Genomic DNA, 17,245 nt, shown 5'->3' with positions numbered 1-17,245 from the left:
CGTCAGGCCATGGACCTGTCGGTCCTCGCCGCCTCGAGCAGCGCGGCGAGTGGCCGAGGCAGGGCGTCCCGGCCCGTTGCCGCCTCGGTGAGCAGTCGTGCGTAGCGCAGGTTGCGGCGCGCGCCGCTGCGCAGGAACCGCCACATCTGCCGCTCGGGCTGCTGGCCGCGCCAGGCGGGTTGATTCTGCAACGAGCGGAACGACCCCAGGTCGCCCTGCGAGTCGAACAGGGCCTCGACCTCCACGGCGCCCACGGCACGGATCAGTTCCTCTTCGAGGTCGTCGACGCAGACGTGAAAACCGAGGCGTGCCAGGTCGGCGCGACTGTTCGGCGAGCCGACCTGGGCGGCGACCAGTGCGCGCCGGAAGACCTCCTGCTCACGCACGTCGTACAGGCCAGCGAGGCGTACCTGAGCGGTCAGCGGGCCCAACTCGGTCAGGAAGCGACCGATCGCGTGCGCCCCACCGATCGGCACGATCACGACGTGCTCCGCGTCGAGATCCCGGCCGCGGCCGATGGCGGCCGTTTCCAACGCGATCTGGTCGCTGAGACCCTCGACCAGGACCAGGGCCGCGGCATCGTCGATCTTTCCCCGGGCCCTGGCCGTCGCCCGGGTCGTGGCGTCCTGGCCACTCTCGTAGCCCTCGAGCGCCCTGCGGGCGAGCTCGCGACGTTGGGCGAGATCCATGGCGGGTCCGGTCGGCTGGTGATGGTCGGGCGGGTCGTGGCCATCATCGTCGAGGCGCACGGCGGCGACAACCGGTTAAGAAAGGCCGGGCGACGTCGGGTGCTTGAGATCGAGGAGTCCGGGGTACCGGAAGTTGTATGCCGAATGTGGGGCAACTCGTCGGAGACCGTTACCGCCTGGTGGAGAGCATCGCCAGCGGCGGTATGGGTGACGTGTGGCGGGCGGTTGACGAAACCCTGGACCGCTGCGTGGCCGTCAAGATGCTGCACCCCCGGCTGGTCACCGACGCCGGCTTCGGCGAGCGGTTCCGCCGCGAGGCGCGCGCGATGGCGGCCCTGCGTCACCCGGGCGTCGCCCAGGTCTACGACTACGGCGAGATGTCCCGGCCCGGAGCGCCGGCCCTCGCCTACATCGTGATGGAGTGCGTGCAGGGACAGTCCCTGTCGGAACGGATCGCCGAGGTCGGTCAGCTGGACGTGGCCGAGACGATGTCGATCGCCGCGCAGACCGCCCGCGCTCTGCAGGCCGCGCACGACGCCGGGGTCGTGCACCGTGATGTCAAGCCCAACAATCTGATCATCGAGCCCGACGGGCATGTCGTACTCGTCGACTTCGGTGTCGCCGTCACGCAGGAGGCGGCGAGCCTGACCGGGACGAACCAGGTCGTCGGCACCGCCCTGTACATGGCACCCGAACAGGTCTCCAGGAACGAGACCACACCGGCGATCGACATTTACGCGCTGGGAGCCGTCGTCCACCACTGCCTCGCCGGTGAGCCCCCGTACCAGGGTGACAACGCCGTCGCGGTGGCGCTGCGGCACCTCGAAGAGGAACCGCCGCCGCTGCCCGAGCACGTCCCGGCGGAGGTACGCCAGCTGGTGGCCACTGCGATGGCCAAGGAGCCCACGCACCGGTTCCCGACGGCGGCGGCCATGGCCACCGCGGCGCAGGCCGTCGCGGACGCGTCCGACGAGCGGACGCGGACCGCTGACTGGCCGACCTCGATCGGGTCGCGAACCGTGCGACCGCCCGCCACACGCTCGGCCCTCGGCGGTGCGTTGACCGGGGCCGCCACTCCTGGGCACGCAACGCTCGCGGTGCTTCTCGGATCGTTGGCCGCCGTGGCTGCCGTCCTGGTGTTCGCTGATCCCACCGGGATGATGCCCGGCCCGGCCGGGCCACCGTCGGCGCCCCCGGCGGTCCCGCCTTCGGTGTCGACATCGGCGCCGCCGGCGCAGGACAGGCCCGGCCCTGGCGTCGGTGGCGGCGAGCCGGCCACCCACGGGTCCGCCGGTCTGCCGGTCCGGGCGCCCGGATCCCCGACCCCGACGACCACCACCACCCGTCCAGCAGCCGGGACGACGACGGGCCCACCGGCGCCGTCCGGCGGAAGCAGTGCGGATACGCCCGAGCCCACCACCTCTGCGAGCGCCCCCCAGGGACCGACGGCAGCTCCGACGGGCGGAACGACGGCGGAGCCGACTGAGGAACCAACGGGGGAGCCGACGGAGGAACCGACAGACGACCCGGCGGAGGAACCGACGGCGAACCCGACCGAGGAACCAACGGCGGAGCAGTCGGCAGCCGGAGGGACCGCATAGCCGACGACGGCGTGGCCGCAGAGCCGAGTGTGGCGCGGCGGCCTCGGCCGCCGCGCCACGGGTGCGGGTTTGCGGAGTTGAACGGGGTCAGCCGGTTCGGCAGGTGACCGTCGGCCAGGTCCAGTTGCCGTTGGCCATGATCGTCACCCCGAAGTTGTTGCCGTTGCCGTTCGGTCTGGCGGTGACCGTTCCGCTCGTGCCGCTGACGGAGGCGTTCCAGCTGTTCTGGATACTCTGGCCGCCGCCCAGACCGAGCGTGACGACCCAGCTGTTGGTGCCGCTGACCGCGACGTTGAGGTTGAATCGATCGCCCCACTGCTGGCCGGCGGACAGCGTCGCGGTGCAGTTGCCGCCTCCGGGCGGGTTGCCGGTGGTGGGCCCGGGGCCGGGGTTGCCGCTCCCGCCTTCCCGGACGGTGATGTCGGAGCTGCCGCTGCTCTGGTAGCCCTCGGTGGCCATGATCTGGTAGCTGTGGTTGCTGCCGAGGTTCAAACCGGCGCGGGCCCAGGCGTCGAAGTGGTTGGCGGTGGTGATGGTGCCGCCGGTGCGCTTCTGCTGGCGGACGCTCCAGTACTGGTAGAACGTCGCGATGCCGTCGATGGACGGCTGGTTGACCCGCTGGGTGCGGTAGAGGTCGTAGGTGCCGCCGTCGGTGGTGACGGAGCCGACCCGGGTGGCGCCGGTGCTCGGGTTGTAGGTGCCGAAGTTCTCCACGACGTAGTACTCGATGAGCGGGTTCCGCGTCCATCCGTAGAGGGCGAGGTAGCTGTTGCCGTTCGGGCTGTAGCTGCCCGAGTAGCTGATCGTCCTGCGGCTGCCGGTGGCCCAGCCCTTGCCGCCGACCCAGTTGTTGGTGCCGCTGCCCCACTGGCTGGAGTACCGGCCGTCGGCGCGCAACGTCATGCTGGCGTTGCCGCTGTCCTTCCAGAACGAGAAGAAGAACCCGTTGTGTGTGCCGGTGGCGTTCGAGCTGACGGTCCGATCGGCCTCGGCGTACGCGTTGGTGGCCAGCGCCGTGCTGCCGATGGCCACCACCGCGGCGCACGCGGCGCCGAGGAGCAACCGCATGCGGCCGCGCCCTCTCGGTCTGGTGGGTGTGTGGTGCATGTCGTCCATGTGCTTGCTTCCTCCTCGTGACGGCTGGCGGAGGCCAGCAGTGCGGTACGACCCGGCGGCCGGTCGGCGGCCAGGCGACGGCCGCCGGACATCGACGTCGTACCGCGCGGTGGTGGTGGTTGGCCGGTCGTCCTGCACGACGACCGGGAGGAGTGGGTCGCGGTGGGTGGCATCGACGGCGATCGAACCCCGTCGGTGGCGACCGTATTTACCACTGCGTCGAGTTGTCAACAATTTCCGGAAACCTTGTGAAAGCCCCGGCTGTGTCGGCGAGGTATGGGTGGGGGAGCGTTCATCCTGCCCAGCAGCATGAGCTGATCGAGCGAGAGTCCGAGTGACCCATGGGATCCTCGGTCGAAGGACCAGGATCAGCGCAGGCGCGCCATCGGAACTTCCGGATGCTTCCGGAGCCCAACCGGGAGGGCAGGCAGACGGTGTGGCACCGTCGACTTCCGACAGGGGTGGCCGTCTGTTTCTCTGCGGCAGCTGGCGCCGCCGAGTGCCGTGGCGTCAGGGCATCAGGACAGGTGGGCCGCCGGGTCGGGGGGCGGGCCGCTGCCGTAGCCAGGGCGCCCGGGCGCGACCCGGGCTCCGCTTGCGCTCGGCCGTCGATCGGCGGACGACGAGACGTACCGGCAGATCTCCGCGTACACCGGGTTGCTGATGTCGGGGATGACGAGCGCGATCATGTGCGTACGCGACGTGGTGAGGGCGCGTGCCAGGGGGTTCGTGCGGTAGCCGAGCCGCTCGGCGACCGCCCGCCCGCACAGCCGTGGCGCCCACGTCGACCCCGAGAATGACACGACGTCCTGGCCGCATGCGGACATGGTCGAGTGGGCGTTCGACGGGCGGGCAAGCGGTTGCGCGCAGTTGGCGTCCCGTCGCAGGATGGCCCGGCGGTCGACGAGGCCGTCTCCCGTGGTGGGAGACGGCCCGTGCCGTGCGCGGAGCTGCCTGCTTCGTGCGGGACCTTCAGACCGGGTACTGGACCGAGTTGCGTGCCACACTCAGGGCGGCGGCCCACCAGGCGAGCTGGTCCAGCAGAGTTTTGGCGTATCCGGGCGCTGCGGCGTCCAGCGGCCGCCCCTCCTCCCACGTGGCGCGGTAGAGCGGGAACGCCAGACCATCGCGGACCGTCACGGCGTGCAGTTCGGTGAGCACGTTCTCCAGGTGCAGGACAGCGTGACGACCGCCGGCTGCCCCGCCGTAGCTGACGAAGGCGACCGGCTTGGCCGTCCACTGGGTGTAATGCCAGTCGATGGCCGCTTTCAGGGACGCCGGGTAGCTGTGGTTGTACTCCGGCGTGACGATGATGAACGCGTCCGCGTTCGCCAGTTGGGACGTCAAGGGCGCCATGCCGTGCGGGCGCGGGTACGAGTCGCCAGCGAACTTCGGTGAGACTGCCGGCAACGACAACGGGATCTCGAAGTCGGCGAGATCGACGACGTCGATGTCGAAACCGTCGTGCTCGCGCGCCTGGTCGGCGATCCAGGAGGCGACGACAGGCCCGAATCGGCCCTCGCGGACGCTCCCGACAATGATGGCCAACTTGTGCTTCTCACTCATGCGGGCCACGGTCCATCGTTTCGAGGATGGCAACCAGACCGGGCTCAGGCTGGCCCCCGTGGGGCCACCCTGCGGGCTCGTTGAGCTGGGGATGTCGCCGTAGGCTCTGGGCATGAGCACGCCGCTGGGCGACTTCATCCGCGCCAAGCGCGACAGCATCCAGCCAGAGTCGTTCGGGTTGCCCGTTCATGGCCGCCGCAGGTCTCCGGGACTACGACGCTCCGACCTCGCAGCGCGAGCGGGAGTGAGCGTCGAATATCTCACCCGCATCGAGCAGGGACGAGACCGCAACCCGTCCCCCGCCGTGGTCAATGCACTCGCGGACGCACTGAGCCTCGATGCGGTCGAACGCGATCACCTGCGCCACCTCGCCAAGATCACCGGCGGAGCGTGCGCGGGGCGCGGGCGGCCGGTGCCACCCAACCGTCATGTCCGGCCGACGGTGTTGCAGACCCTCGAACTTCTTGAGCCAGGCATCGCCTTCGTCACCAACCGCCTGGGCGACGTGCTCGCGTACACGAGTGCGTTCGAGACTCTGATGCGGGGGATCGGGCTGCTCGAGAGCCGAACGCCGAACCTGACGCGTTACGTGTTCACCGATCCGCGCGCCCGGACGATCTTCCCCGACTGGGAGCAGGTGGCCGACGAACGAGCCTTCGACCTGTGGCTCGGGCCGTCCGCGGAGACCTCCGAGTGGTTCCGGGCTGAGCTGACCCCCCTGGCCGGGGCGGAGTTCACCCGACGACTCAACCGTCACCTGCCCCCACGGCCCGTCCCGTTTCGGCTCAACCATCCCATTGCGGAACAGCTCCAGTGGCAGCGGGAGAAGCTTGAGTTGCCCCGGACCGACGCGCAGGAGCTGGTCGTCCTCCTGCCGACCGATGACGCGACGGCACGGGCGGTGGATCGGCTGCGCCGCCAGCCCGATCGCATGCTTCGCGCGGTCAACTAGTTCACGGCAAGCGCTACGGTGTCCCCTTTTCCGCGCGCTCGGCGTGCATCTCGCCCGGGGTCACGGGGCGACCAGGGACGTTGATGCACAACTGTCCCGGCTCGGCACCGCAGACAGGGCAGGGGCGGTACGCCTCGACGGGCCCTGGATCGAGGCCCCTCGCCTGGGCCGCTCGGACGATGTCTTCGGCCGCGTGGTGCAGCTCGGGGTCCCGATGTCTGACGGCAGCCTCGTGGATCCGCTGGAGTGCACGTCGCGCCACCTCTCCGGGGTCAGGCATCCAACCGACCTTCCCAGCGCGCTCGCCGTCACACGTACCCGCCCGGGCGCGCGCCGGCCGCTGCCGTTGTGCGGCCGTCCCGTTGGACGCCCCGCCGAGCGGCCGGGATCGGCGCGGCGAAGGGGAGCGCGCGCCAACCGAAGCGGGAATTTTGTCCGCGCCGCAGTGCCATCTGGCAGCGTTTACGCTGAAACCGAGAAAGGCGGGTCATGATCGTTACGTGTTGCCGGGCCCTGGCCCCTTCGCTGTCCGTGCTCGACCGATGAGCGCGATCGCGTTCCTCAACATCGCCATGCACGGGCACGTCAACCCGACGCTGCCGGTCGTGGCCGAGCTTGTTCGTCGGGGCCACTCCGTCACCTACCACACGCCGCCCGCGTACGCGGAGGAGATCGCGACCACCGGCGCGCGGGTGATTCCCTACGTCGGCGACGACATACCGCTCTCCGGCCCGCCGACGCCCGTCACGGTGATGGAGCAGCTCGCACGCACCGCCGTACGCGTTCTGCCCGCCGTCCTCACCGATCTGCGCAATGCCGGGTCGGAGCTGGTCGTGCACGACTCCCTCTGCCTGTGGGGGCCGGTGGTCGCCCGGGAACTCGACGTGCCGGGCGCTTCGTCGTTCACCACGTTCGCGTTCAACCGATACGTGCCCAGCCCCACCCACGGCTCCTGGGAGCTGCTCGCCGCGGCGGCGGTCAATCCCCGCCCCACCGCGGGGTACCTGAAATCGCGCTGGGAGCTGCACCGCCGGTACGACACCGATGCGGTGCCCCTGATCGACCTCGCGAATATCCGCCAGCCGCTCAACCTGGTCTACACCTCGCGGGCGTTCCACCCCGAGGCCGACAGTTTTGACCAGTCCTACCGGTTCGTCGGGCCGAGCATCGGCGCCCGCCCAGCCGACTCGTCGTTCCCGCTCGATCGGCTGCGGGACCCGGTGCTCTACGCCTCGCTGGGCACGGTGTTCGCCGCCGACCAGCGGCTGCTGCGCACCTTCGCCAACGCGCTCGCCCCGCTCGGCGGCACGGTGGTCGTCTCCACCGGATCCACCGATCCCGCCACGCTCGGTCCGCTGCCGGCCAACGTGATCGCCCACCGCTCGGTGCCGCAGCTGGAAGTCCTGTCCCGCGCGGCGCTGTTCATCACCCACGGCGGGGTGAACAGCGTCAACGAGGCCCTGTACGAGGGCGTCCCGATGCTGGTGATCCCGCAGGGCGCGGACCAGTCGTTGGTGGCGTCGCGCATCGTCGAGCTCGGTGCCGGCCTCGCGATCCGCACCGAGAATGTCACGGTGGAGGCACTGCGCGGCTCCGCCCAGCGCCTGCTCGACGAGCCCCGATTCCGGGCCGCCGCGAGCACCCTGCGGATCGCCCAGCGAGAAGCGGGCGGCTATCGGCGGGCCGCCGACGAACTCGAGCGCCACGTGCGGCAGGCCCGCTCGTTCGCCCAGCCGGTCCCTGCCGACCTGCCGTCGCAGGGCTGACCGATGTCCCCTGTCGTGGCCATCATGCTGCTGTTCGCCGGGCTGTCCGAGGCCGTCGGGCGCCTCCTGCCCGTGGTGGCACGCCTGTCCGGCGTGTCGCACACCAAGGTGTTCGTGATGGTGCTGGCCGGCGCCGTGGTCGACGGCGCGGTCTTCGCGCTCTGGCCACTGTCCGCCTGGACCCTCGCCGAGCTGGTGCTGCCGGCCGCATCGCCCGACCAGGCCGCGCTGGCCTGGACACCGGGCCTGGCCGCCCCGCTGCTGCTTGCCGCAGTCCTCGCGTTCCCGCTGCTCGGGCCGCTGCTGCACCTGCTCCTCATGGTGGGAGTGGGGACCGGCCTCGCCACCGCCCTGGCCACGGTGGCCGGGGTCGCCTGGTGGGAATCCGCCGGCTGTGTAGCCGTCGCGGGCGTCGGCCTGGGCGTCGCCGTCGAGGGCATCAGACGCCTGGTCGTGCGGCTCAACACGACAAGGGCGCCGGAGCTGTTTCCGTGATCGAACTCGCGCTCCTGCTGCTGCTCGGCGGGATCGGCCCCGTGCTGCTCGCCGAAGCTCTGCTCGCCCGCTACGAGGTGGTGGTCTACGCCGCGGGCTGGCGGAGCCCGACCGCCGCGCGCCCCGAGGGCATGGCCCCCGCGCGAGGCGCGGAAGTGGACCGCCCCCCGGCCGCGTACCTGGTCTATCTGGACGGTATCGGGAAACGCCGGTTCCACGACACCCGCGACGGCGGCCGACTGGTCAAGGCACTGATCGCCGGAGCGCCGGAGCTCAGGGTGCTGGGCCAGGTGCAGCCCTACTCGCCGCTGGCGCTGCCGCTCGCCAACCGTCCGGTGTGGGTATGGCTGCGCCGCCGCATCGGTCTGGTGCTGTTCCTGCACAACGTGATGCAGACCTTCGTCGCCGCCGACCGCCGCTACCGCCCCCTGTACAACCGCGCCGTCGGCTCGCAGATCGCCACTCAGCTCCGGCTCGCCGGCTATCAACGGGACAGCGGAATTCCGGTGGTGATGCTCAGTTACAGCGGTGGCGCCCAGGTCGCCACCGGTGCGGTGGACGAACTGTGGTCCCAGCTGCGCCCCCCGCTCTGGCTGATCACTCTCGGCGGTTTCCACAACGGCGCCAACGACATCAGCCACGCCCAGCACCTCGACCAGCTCACGAGCGCCGGCGATCGGATCGAGCGGGTCGGCACCTGGATGTTTCCGCAGCGGTGGCGGCTGTTCCGCCGGAGCGGATGGAACCGGGCCGACCGTGCCGGGAAGATCACGGTGCACCGCCTCGACCCGGCCACCCACGTCGGTCCGCGCAGCTACATCAGCCCGCAGGCCCGGCTACCCGATGGCCGCACCCACCTCGACCGGACCGCCGACACCGTGATCGCGCTGATCCGGGATCGCCTCGGCGCGACCGCGCAGAACGACGGCCCGCTGCCCTGAACGGACGAGGCCGCTGTCAAGGTCGTCATCCGCCGTCCCTCCTCAATCGGTCGAACAGACGTCAGGTGTACGGTCGCGGCACTCCGCTCGCACATCGCCACTGGTCGTGTGCGGGGCGCATGCACGGGTAAAGCGCAGCATGCATCTGGGTGTACGGGGCGCCGCCGATGATCGGCGTGATCGGCTCGTTCAACGGCTCAAGGTGCGAGAGCGGGCGGTCCGGGTGTACGGCGGAGGCATCGTGGCCCTCCAGGCGGGCATCGCCGCGATAGCCGCCTGGCTGCTGTCGCACGAACTGACCGGCAACCCCAACCCGGTGTTTGCTCCGCTCGCCGCGGTCGGGACCTTGGCCGTGTCCGTGGGACAGCGCGTACGCCGGATCGTCGAGCTGGTCGTGGGTGTGGCGCTGGGAGTGCTGGTCGGTAGTGCGCTGCTCTCGGTCATCGGCACCGGACCCTGGCAGCTCGGCCTCGTCGTCGTCCTGTCGATCCTCACAGCCTTCGCGCTCAGCAGTCGGGCTGCGGTGGTGATCCAGACGGCGAGTACCGCGGTACTGATCACCACCTTGGGGCAGCAGACCACGAACGTGGAACTCACCCGGTTCGTCGACGCGCTGCTCGGCGGTGCCGTCGCACTGGCCACGGCGATCCTCCTGCCGGTGAACCCCTTGCGAGTGGTGCGGCGCGCCGCCGGACCGGCGCTGCGAACGCTCGTCGAACAACTGACGGAAACGGCAGAGGCGTTGTGCGAGCGCGACATCGAGCGGGCGATCCTCGCCCGGACCCGACTGCGCGGCAACCAGGAGGAACTTCGGGTCCTGCGGGAGGCGGTGGCGGGCGCACGGGAGGTTACCCGGCTGTCTCCGTTGTCCTGGCGGTACCGGCACGGCGTGCTGAGTCACTACGCCCGGACCGCCGAGCCGTTGGAGAGGGCGATGGGCAGCAGCGGGACACTGATCCGTCGCGCCGTCACGGTCATCGAGGACAAGGAGCCGGTGCCGGCAGCGATGATCGACGCGGTTCGAGGCCTTGCGGAGGCGGTGCGGACCCTTCACGACGAGTTCGCGGCTCGAAGCGAGCCACACGAAGCGCAGGCGAAGGCCCTGCAGGCCGTTCACCGAGCCGGCGCGGCGTACAAGAATGACATTGGTTTCTCCGGGACCGTCGTCCTGGCCCAGATCCGCACCACCGCCAGCGACCTGCTCGTCGCGTCCGGCCTCTCGCAGGCGGACGCCAACCAACGGGTCCGGTGCGCCTTCGGTGGCCTGCCGGACCCGTCGTGACGATCCCGGCACGGTGCGACGACCGGCGACCGGCGCCGACCGTCCGAACCTGAGGCGGGACGCGGCGGCGCTGACCACCCTCGTCGGGCGACGGCATCGACGCGGTGCCGGCCGTCGAGTACGTTACCGGCGAGTACGGCTGGCGATGGTGGACGACGGGGAGGCCGCGTGGCCGGGAAACACCGTTCGTGGTGGGGCTGGGGACACGTCGAGGACGCGGTGACCGGCGCGGAGGCCACGGCGTTGGCGGACCGGGTGCGTACTCTGCTGCCCGAGGCCGACCTGACCGAGCACGTCGCGCCCCCGGTGACCGAGCTGGGCCTGCGCCCGCCACGGGTCGATCCGCCGGCGTCACTCGCCCGACTGTGCTCGACGGACGTGGCCGACCGGGCGGCGCACAGCCACGGCAAGGCGTTCCGGGACGTCGTGCGCAACCTGCACGGGGAGGTCCACGACCCGCCGGACCTGGTGGTCCGACCGGTGACCGAGCAGGACGTCGTCGACGTGCTCGACTGGTGCGCCGGCCGCGACATCGCGGTGCTCCCGTACGGCGGCGGCTCGTCCGTGGTCGGCGGTGTGGAGGCGCGGCTCGACGACACCTATCCCGCGGCGGTCAGTCTCGACCTCGGGCGCCTCGACCGGGTGCTGGAGGTGGACCCGACCACCCGGGCGGCCCGCATCCAGGCCGGCGTGTTCGGCCCGGCGCTGGAGGACCAGCTCCGACGCCACGACCTCACGCTGCGGCATTTTCCGCAGTCGTTCGAGTTCTCCACCCTGGGCGGCTGGTTGGCCACCCGCGCCGGTGGTCACTACGCCACCGTCCTGACCCACATCGACGACCTGGTGGAGTCCATGCGGGTGGTGACCCCGGCGGGCACCAGCGAGTCACGCCGCCTGCCCGGCTCCGGCGCCGGACCGTCCCCCGACCGGCTGTTCCTCGGCTCGGAGGGCGCGCTCGGCGTCATCACCGAGGCGTGGATGCGGCTTCAGGACCGGCCCCGCTGGCGGGCGGACGCCTCGGTGCACTTCACCGACTACGACCGCGCGGTCGCCGCCACCCGGGCCATCGCCCAGTCCGGTCTGCAACCGAGCAACTGCCGGCTGCTCGATCCGATGGAGGCGCTTCTCAACGCCGGCACCGCCACCACCGGCGGTGTGCTCGTCCTGGGGTTCGAGTCCGCCGACCATCCGGTCACACCGTGGCTGGACCGCGCCGTCGAGCTGTGCCGCGACCACGGGGGAACCCTGCCGGAGCCGTCCCGCACCCACACCTCGTCCGGCCCGCGACAGCGGACCGCCGCGGACGCCTGGCGGTCGGCGTTCCTCCGGATGCCGTACCAACGCGACGCGCTCGCCGCCCGGTCGATGATCGTGGAAACGTTCGAGACCGCCTGCACCTGGGACCGATTCCCCGCCCTGCGCGCCGCCGTGCTCGACGCGGCCGGCGAGGCGCTGCGCGCCGTCGCCGCGACCGGCGTGGTCACCTGCCGCTTCACGCACGTCTACCCGGACGGCCCCGCCCCCTACTTCGGCGTGTACGCCACCGGCCGCTGGGGCGCCACCCTCGCCCAGTGGGACCAGATCAAGCAGGCCGTCTCCGAGGCGCTGCTCGCGGCCGGCGGCACCATCACCCACCACCACGCCGTCGGCCGTGACCACCGACCGTGGTACGACCGGCAGCGTCCCGACCCGGTCGCGCTCGCACTGCGCGCCGCCAAGAGCGCGCTCGACCCGTCCTGGATCCTCAACCCGGGCGTCCTCGTCGACCGGACTCCGAAGATCAGCGTTCGTCGGCCGGGCGGGGGTGCCGAACGATCGCCAACGGGGCGTGCGAGTGGTGTAGCACCGCGTGGCTGACCGAACCGAGCAGCAGCCCGCCCAGCGCGCCGCGGCCGTGCGCACCGACGACCACCAGCTGCGCTGCTCTTGACTCCTCCACCAGTACCCGGGCCGGGGAGCCGCGGACCAGTTGGTGCCGCACCGGCACGTCCGGGTAGCGCTCAGACCACCCGGCCACCGTCTCGGCGAGAATGCGCTCCTCCTCGGAGGCGAGGGCATCCAGGTCGTGGACCGAGGTCAGTGTGTCGCCCGGGCCGATCGAGGTGGGGTGGAGCCCGGCGTGCACCGTGACCAGCGGGGCGTCCCGACGGGCGGCCTCCTCGAACGCGAACCCGACCGCCTCGGTGGACAGTTCCGAGCCGTCCACGCCCACCACAACCGGGCCGTCGGCCCGCGGCTCACCGCGTACCACCAGCACCGGGCTCTGCGCACGGGCCGAGACCTGCACGGTGACCGAGCCGATGAGCAGGCCGGCGAGGCCGCCCAGACCACGGTGACCCAGTACCACCAGCGCCGCCTCCCGGGACTTGTCCAGCAGCACCGGAGTCGGCGCGCCGACCACCAGCTCGCCGGTTGCCGGCACCTCGGGGGAAACCTTGCGGGCCTCGGCGACGGCCTCGGCAACGTACCGCTCGGCCTGATGACGCAGGCCGGCGTCGGCTGGAGCGCCCGGCGCCGCGGTGAGCGGCGCGCGGGTCAGCGGCCAGATGAAGGCGTGCACGACCCGCAGCGGACGCTGCCGGTACGCCGCCTCCCGGGACGCCACCCGAACCGCGTCCAGTGCGGCCGCGGAACCGTCCACACCAACCACGACGGGTGCACCGCTGTTGATGGTCATCCGATCCTCCTTCGTCATCCTCGGCCCACCTCCAGGTCAGCGGGCGGTCGTGGCGGTTGTCGCCGAACGCGGGGCCAGAGTGCGGGGCCGAGGCGTACCGGCCTCGCCCGGCGGGAACCCGATGACCACGGTCACCGCCTGCGCTCCCGCCGGGATGAACGACGGCTCGGCCTCCCGCAACCGCGCCGGCGGGTTACCTGCCGGACCCGGTCCGGTCCAGCCAGTCGGCGTACGTCATCGTCCCGAGGATCGCCTCGCCCTTCGGCACCAGACTCCGCTCGCTCAACTCCGAGCCGAAGTAGCGCGCGTGCGGGTCGGTGACCACCTCACGCGGATCACCCAGAGCAGCCAGAGCGGCTCGGAAGAACTCGTCCATCCGAAGCCGCTCGGGCCCGGCCACCTCGACCCGCCCGTTCAACGGTGACCCCAGCACCACCCGGACGAGCGCCTGCGCCACCTCTTCGCCGGCCATGGGCTGGAAGAGCACCGGTGCCATCCGGACCTTGTCACCGTCGGCGCCGCCGTCGGCGATGCCCTTGACGAACTCGAAGAACTGCGTCGCGTGCACGATCGAGAACGGGATCGACGAGTCCGCGATCAGCTTCTCCTGCGCGGCCTTCGCCCGGAAGTAGCCGTTCTCGGGCAGCCGCTCGGTTCCCACGATCGACAGCGCCACATGGTGTTGCACGCCGGCCGCCGCCTCCGCCGCGAGCTGATTGCGGGTGGAGGTCGTGAAGAACTCCAGCACCGCGCTGTCCTCCCACGAGGGGGCGTTCGACACGTCGACCACCACGGACGCCCCGGCCAACACCTCGGCAAGGCCCTCGCCGGTGAGGGTGTTGACGCCGGTGTTCGGCGCCGCCGGCACCGCTTCGTGGCCGTGCTCGCCGAGCTTCGCCACGACCTTCGACCCGATCAGGCCGGTGCCGCCGATTACTACGATCTTCATGAGAAACCCTCCTGCTGGCCGGGGCGTCGGTTGCCGTCCGGTCACCAGCTAAGACCGGGAACCCCCCGGCGCTGTGACACCTTCGCCAAATGTCCCCGAACCTGCTGATCCACGGCGTCGGGCCCGCAGTTGCACGACCACGACCCGGCCGCCGAAGAAGCCGGCCACTCAGGCCGGAGTCTCCACGACCGCGTCCACGGCATCGAGGATCGACGCGGTCACGGCTTCGGGGTGCGAGACGCTGAGCGCGTGGGACGCCCCGGACACCTCGCGGACGCCCTGGGCGCCGGCCCGGTTCGCCATGAAGCGGTGCAGGGCGACCGGGATGGTGCGGTCCTCGTCGCTGAAGACGAACCACGACGGGATCGAGGTCCACGCCGGGACGTCCGTCGGCAGCCCCGCGGTGAGGGCGGTCTCCGTGACCGGGCGCTGGGTCGCGCACATCAGGGCGGCCCGCGCGGGCGGCACGTCGGCGGCGAACTGGTGGTGGAAGGCGTCCGGCCGGATGGCGAGTTCGTTGCCCCCGCTCGTGACCGGATACGCGGTCAGCGCCCGGCCGAGGGTGCCTCCCGGGAACCTGTTCGACAGCTCGAACGCGGACTCGCCGTGATCGGGCGCGAATGCGCAGACGTAGACGAGGCCGGCCACCTTGTCGTTTCCGGCGGCGGCGTCCGTGATCACCATGCCGCCGTACGAGTGGCCGACGAGCACCACGGTTCCGTCGATCCCGGCAATCACGTCGCGCAGGTAGGCGGCGTCGCCCGACACACTGCGCAGCGGGTTGGCCACCGCGACGACGTGGATGAACCGGTCCTGCAATCGCTCGACGACCCCGGACCAGCTCGCAGATTCGGCGAACGCGCCGTGTACGAGGACGACGGTCAGCTTCTGGTTGGTCATGGCTCTCCTGGTGAGTTCGGATGCCTCCACCAGCCGAGACAGCGCAGCCCCGGAATTTGTGACAGACGCGTGGTCGCCGTCACTGCCGGGTCCGGATGTTGGGAATTGCCGCAGGTCCGGCCCACGATGGGAGCAGCGGCAGTCGCGACGTGAGCACGCGGACGAGGGACGGGGGAGCTGCGGTGAGTCAGGACACCGGGACGAGTGATCTCGAGGAGGCCGCGGCGGTCTTCACGAGCGTTCGGCCACGCCTGTTCGGGATCGCGTACCGCATGCTCGGCAGCGCCCCCGAGGCTGAGGATCTTGTCCAGGAGGTGTGGCTGCGGTGGCAGACGTGTGACCGCGGCGCCGTGGTCAACCCGGCCGCGTTCCTCGCGACGACGACGACCCGGCTGGCGATCAACGCGCTGCGGTCGGCGCGGGTGCGCCGCGAGACGTGCATCGAACCAGGGCTTCCGGAACCCGTCGACCCGGCTGCGGACCTGCACCTGGGGGTCGAGCGCAGCGAGGCCCTGGAACTCGCGGCCCTGCTGCTGTTGGAGAAGCTCACCCCCAACGGGCGTGCCGCGTATGTCCTCCGGGAGGCCTTCGACTACCCGTATGCGCAGATCGCCGGGATCCTGCAGTCGACCGAACCCGCGGTGCGCCAACTGGTCAGCCGGGCGCGCCGGGACATCGCGAGTGGGCGACGTACGCCGACGAGCGCGGCCGCGCACCGACGACTGCTGACCACGTTCGTCGCGGCCGCCCGCTCCGGCGACATGGCCGCGGTGGAACGGGCGGCGGCGATGACCGTACGACAGCGAGCGCGGTCGCGCAGCGTCGGCCGCTGACGGATCCACCGGGTTGCGCCGGCTCTCGCACGGACACTGCAAAAAACCTGCAAACGCTCCTTCTTGCCTTCAGGGAAAACGCTTTCCTATGATTGCGGCACATCGATGTCTCATTCCTGAGCCGGGCGCGCAAACATCGAGCAACGTCAGTGGTCGCATGCCGTATGCGCAGCGACATCACCACTGTTGCCAGGGCGATGCGCATTCAAGAAAGTTCCTTGCATTGATTGCCGACAATTCTGGGCGGCCTGGAACGACCGTGGGCTGACAGGAGTGCGGTCGCGTCGACCGCCCCGGGCGCCGGCAATTCTCATTCGACTACGAAGGTGAGGCGTGATGAGGCGACCAGTCGCACTGCGACTTCAGGCAACACTGGCCACGGCGGCCGTCGGGATCGCCATCGGGGTGGCGCTGCCGACCCCCCAGGCGACGGCGGCGGTCGGCAGCGCCACCGGCTACGCCACCCAGAACGGCGGGACCACCGGCGGCGCGGGCGGGCAGACGGTGCGGGCGAGCACGGGGACCGCGATCCATGCGGCGCTGTGTGGTCGGCCCAGCAGCAGCACCCCGATCATCATCGAGGTCACGGGGACCATCAACCACGGCAACACCAGCAAGGTGTCGGGGTCGAGCTGCAACACCGCGGCCGGCGTGATCGAGCTCAAGCAGATCAGCAACGTCACGATCCTCGGGGTGGGCAGCGCCGTCTTCGACCAGCTCGGCATCCACATCCGCGACTCGAGCAACATCATCGTCCAGAACGTGACCGTCCGGAACGTCAAGAAGTCCGGCTCGCCCACCTCCAACGGTGGCGACGCCATCGGTATGGAGAGCACGGTCCGCAACGTCTGGGTCGATCACGTGACCCTGGAGGCCTCGGGCGGGGAGTCGGAGGGGTACGACGGCCTCTTCGACATGAAGGACAACACCCAGTACGTGACCCTGTCGTACAGCATTCTGCGCAACTCGGGTCGCGGTGGGCTCGTCGGTTCCAGCGAGAGCGACCTCTCGAACGGCTTCATCACCTACCACCACAACCTGTACGAGAACATCGATTCACGTACGCCGCTGCTGCGCGGCGGCACGGCCCACATCTACAACAACCACTACGTGAGCCTGCACGAGTCCGGCATCAACTCCCGGGCCGGGGCCAGGGCCAAGGTGGAGAACAACTACTTCCGAAACTCCAAGGACGTCCTGGGGACCTTCTACACCAACGAGCGCGGCTACTGGCAGGTCAGTGGCAACACCTTCGACAACGTGACCTGGTCCAGCGCCGGCAGCGAGAACTACCCCGCCGGCCCCAACCCGACGTCCAACACCACCGTCAGCATCCCGTACTCGTACAGCCTCGACGGGGCGAGCTGCGTGCCGGACATCGTCCGTCAGACGGTGGGTGCCAACACGGGTCTGAAGGTGTCGAACGGTAGCTGCTCGCCGCAGACCCCGCCGCCCACCACGCCGCCGCCGACCACGCC

General features: G+C 70.7%; 16 protein-coding genes. 9 read left to right on the top strand and 7 right to left on the bottom strand.

The window, feature by feature from the left end:
- Positions 1 to 2 precede the first annotated feature (2 nt).
- Positions 3 to 689 carry a TOPRIM nucleotidyl transferase/hydrolase domain-containing protein gene (locus tag EAD89_RS03035; RefSeq protein WP_147458741.1) on the bottom strand — a complete coding sequence of 229 codons (687 nt, stop codon included), beginning with the start codon at positions 687 to 689 and terminating at the stop codon, positions 3 to 5.
- Positions 690 to 826: 137 nt separating this feature from the next.
- Here EAD89_RS03035 and EAD89_RS03030 point away from each other — a divergent pair, with 137 nt between their 5' ends.
- On the top strand, positions 827 to 2,290 hold the full coding sequence (locus tag EAD89_RS03030; protein ID WP_121674611.1) for a serine/threonine-protein kinase: 1,464 nt from the start codon (positions 827 to 829) through the stop codon (positions 2,288 to 2,290).
- A gap of 87 nt (positions 2,291 to 2,377) precedes the next feature.
- Here EAD89_RS03030 and EAD89_RS03025 read toward each other — a convergent pair whose 3' ends face one another.
- The 3 genes from EAD89_RS03025 to EAD89_RS03015 all read right to left on the bottom strand — a co-directional run bounded on the left by EAD89_RS03025 (position 2,378) and on the right by EAD89_RS03015 (position 4,972).
- Entirely contained in the window at positions 2,378 to 3,358 is a 981-nt protein-coding gene (locus EAD89_RS03025) for a glycoside hydrolase family 11 protein (RefSeq protein WP_158609781.1), read from the bottom strand.
- Positions 3,359 to 3,924: 566 nt separating this feature from the next.
- Positions 3,925 to 4,209, bottom strand: coding sequence for a hypothetical protein (locus EAD89_RS30380; protein WP_158610699.1), 285 nt, complete (start codon positions 4,207 to 4,209; stop codon positions 3,925 to 3,927).
- Between the two features lie 169 nt (positions 4,210 to 4,378).
- Positions 4,379 to 4,972, bottom strand: coding sequence for an NADPH-dependent FMN reductase (locus EAD89_RS03015; protein WP_121653471.1), 594 nt, complete (start codon positions 4,970 to 4,972; stop codon positions 4,379 to 4,381).
- Between the two features lie 112 nt (positions 4,973 to 5,084).
- Here EAD89_RS03015 and EAD89_RS03010 point away from each other — a divergent pair, with 112 nt between their 5' ends.
- From EAD89_RS03010 to EAD89_RS02985, 6 genes are all read left to right on the top strand, one after another.
- Positions 5,085 to 5,924, top strand: coding sequence for a helix-turn-helix domain-containing protein (locus EAD89_RS03010; protein WP_121674610.1), 840 nt, complete (start codon positions 5,085 to 5,087; stop codon positions 5,922 to 5,924).
- Between the two features lie 542 nt (positions 5,925 to 6,466).
- Complete coding sequence (locus tag EAD89_RS03005) at positions 6,467 to 7,690, top strand: macrolide family glycosyltransferase (protein ID WP_121674609.1); 1,224 nt, start codon at positions 6,467 to 6,469, stop codon at positions 7,688 to 7,690.
- 3 nt (positions 7,691 to 7,693) lie between these two features.
- Entirely contained in the window at positions 7,694 to 8,185 is a 492-nt protein-coding gene (locus tag EAD89_RS03000; protein WP_121674608.1) for a hypothetical protein, read from the top strand.
- Entirely contained in the window at positions 8,182 to 9,126 is a 945-nt protein-coding gene (locus EAD89_RS02995) for a hypothetical protein (RefSeq protein WP_199733391.1), read from the top strand. Before EAD89_RS03000 ends, EAD89_RS02995 begins: the two co-directional genes overlap by 4 nt.
- Before the next feature lie 241 nt (positions 9,127 to 9,367).
- Positions 9,368 to 10,408, top strand: a complete 1,041-nt coding sequence (locus EAD89_RS02990; RefSeq protein ID WP_158610698.1) for an aromatic acid exporter family protein — start codon at positions 9,368 to 9,370, stop codon at positions 10,406 to 10,408.
- A 168-nt stretch (positions 10,409 to 10,576) separates the two neighbouring features.
- Positions 10,577 to 12,265, top strand: a complete 1,689-nt coding sequence (locus EAD89_RS02985) for an FAD-binding oxidoreductase (protein WP_121674606.1) — start codon at positions 10,577 to 10,579, stop codon at positions 12,263 to 12,265.
- Here EAD89_RS02985 and EAD89_RS02980 read toward each other — a convergent pair.
- From EAD89_RS02980 to EAD89_RS02965, 3 genes are all read right to left on the bottom strand, one after another.
- Positions 12,189 to 13,085: a universal stress protein gene (locus EAD89_RS02980; protein ID WP_121674605.1), complete on the bottom strand. Its 897-nt coding sequence runs from the start codon at positions 13,083 to 13,085 to the stop codon at positions 12,189 to 12,191. The two genes, EAD89_RS02985 and EAD89_RS02980, sit on opposite strands and share 77 nt — an antisense overlap.
- Before the next feature lie 193 nt (positions 13,086 to 13,278).
- Positions 13,279 to 14,034 (bottom strand): SDR family oxidoreductase, encoded by a 756-nt coding sequence (locus tag EAD89_RS02970; protein ID WP_121674604.1) that lies wholly within the window; start codon positions 14,032 to 14,034, stop codon positions 13,279 to 13,281.
- 168 nt (positions 14,035 to 14,202) lie between these two features.
- On the bottom strand, positions 14,203 to 14,934 hold the full coding sequence (locus EAD89_RS02965) for an alpha/beta fold hydrolase (RefSeq protein WP_121674603.1): 732 nt from the start codon (positions 14,932 to 14,934) through the stop codon (positions 14,203 to 14,205).
- A gap of 182 nt (positions 14,935 to 15,116) precedes the next feature.
- Between EAD89_RS02965 and EAD89_RS02960 the strand changes: the two genes are divergently transcribed.
- Together EAD89_RS02960 and EAD89_RS02955 are read left to right on the top strand one after the other, a co-directional pair.
- A complete protein-coding gene (locus EAD89_RS02960) occupies positions 15,117 to 15,767 on the top strand; it encodes a sigma-70 family RNA polymerase sigma factor (RefSeq protein WP_233578131.1) in 651 nt (216 codons plus the stop codon).
- 336 nt (positions 15,768 to 16,103) lie between these two features.
- Positions 16,104 to 17,245 (top strand): polysaccharide lyase family 1 protein (locus EAD89_RS02955; RefSeq protein WP_121674714.1); only part of this gene is annotated, 1,142 nt, incomplete at its 3' end.

The organism is Micromonospora sp. BL4 (assembly GCF_003667505.1).
Classification (GTDB): Bacteria; Actinomycetota; Actinomycetes; order Mycobacteriales; family Micromonosporaceae; genus Micromonospora.
The sequence above is the reverse complement of the archived record's forward strand: the minus strand, read 5'-3'. Positions and strand labels throughout refer to the sequence as shown.